Origin of the sequence: Eudoraea sp. (assembly GCF_049665975.1) — a bacterium.
In the GTDB taxonomy this organism is placed as follows: domain Bacteria; phylum Bacteroidota; class Bacteroidia; order Flavobacteriales; family Flavobacteriaceae; genus Eudoraea.
This window is the reverse complement of record NZ_JBATGR010000042.1, coordinates 1-1,566: the sequence shown is the minus strand read 5'-3', so window position 1 is coordinate 1,566 and position 1,566 is coordinate 1. Positions and strand designations below refer to the sequence as shown.

The window sequence follows — 1,566 nt, the reverse complement described above, 5'->3', positions numbered from 1 at the left end:
TCCTTACACAGTTCTCTGGTATAGATGTAAAAACCGGATATAGGGTATATACCCTGGGTACTTTCATAGTTGGTTCATTTGCAGCATTGCTGGTATACGTTGCAACCTTTATAGTTTAATAAAATACTCAAACTAGTATTTATACTTTATGTGATTTCCGCATTCTTAGTTAAGGGCGACCGTATTTTATCCTAAATTAGCTGAAAATCAATTAAATTTATCAGTTGCCTAAAAATGTACAAGATTTCTAAAGGAATTGATAGGACAATTATAATTTAATTATGATTTTAGCAAAAAAGACATTAATCTTATATATTCAAACTAACTCTTTTTGACCAAAAAAAGTTTGTCAATCAACCAAAACTAAACAAATGGAAAACACCACAAGCGCCCCCCAAATTAATTCTAAACGTCTTTTTTATGGTAGTTGTTTTGCTTTAATCACTACGGCTTTATCTTTTAGTATTCGGGCCGGTATTCTGCCACAATTAGGAGAAGAACTTAGTTTATCGGCCGAACAATTGGGTTTTATTAACTCTATGTGGTTCCTGGGTTTTCCAATATCTATGGTCATAGGTGGATTGATATATCATAGTGTGGGTGGAAAAAGGATTATGCAATTTGCATTTTTTGCCCATGCGCTTGGTATTATTCTGACCATTTATTCGGGTAGTTATATAGGGTTATTAATTTCTACTTTACTAATTGGATTGGGAAATGGCTGTACAGAAGCGGCCTGTAATCCAATGATTGCCGATGCATACCAGGGCAGCAGGATGAGTAAAATGTTGAACAGATTTCATATGTGGTTTCCCGGGGGCATAGTAATTGGAAGTCTGATTTCAAAATTTATGACTGATGCCGGATTAAGTTGGGAAACCCAAATATGGGTTATTTTAATCCCGACATTAATTTATGCTTACCTCTATTTCGGACAAGCATGGCCTAAGGCAAAAGTTAAGGAAGCCGCATCAATTGGAAGCAACTTTAAAGCAATGTTCTCCCCTTTATTTATTTTTATGATGGTTTGTATGGCTTTAACCGCTATAACGGAGTTTGGTCCGCAACAATGGGTTGGCATAATTTTATCTAAAAGTGGTGCTCCACCCATGCTGATATTAGCACTGGTAACGGGCCTAATGGCCGTTGCAAGGTATTTTGGGGGTGTGGTTGTGAAAAAATTTGATCAGACCGGAGTATTGCTTGGGTCATCAATTCTGGCAACTATCGGTATTTATCTTTTTAGCACACAAACCGGAGGTATGGCTTACGTGGCAGCCGTAATATTTGCCCTGGGAATCGCATATTTCTGGCCGAATATGATTGGCTTTACTGCTGCTAAGATACCTAAAAGCGGGGCCCTGGGAATGTCTGTTATTGGCGCGGTTGGCATGTTTTCATCTTCCATTTTTCAACCAATCATAGGCAAATGGATTGATTCTGACAGGGCCGAAGTAGCCGCCAGTGGACTTACGGGCGATGAGCTGGAATTAGTAGCCGGACAGCAAACACTGGGAACAATGGTTATATTTCCCGCCATCTTAATTGTGCTGTTTACTATACTTT

Annotated in this window: 1 protein-coding gene; it reads left to right on the top strand. The window is 38.5% G+C overall.

Translation table 11 applies throughout. The features are described 5' to 3' along the window. Positions 1-371 precede the first annotated feature (371 nt). Positions 372-1,566 (top strand): MFS transporter (locus tag WBN20_RS01765; protein ID WP_424280487.1); only part of this gene is annotated, 1,195 nt, incomplete at its 3' end.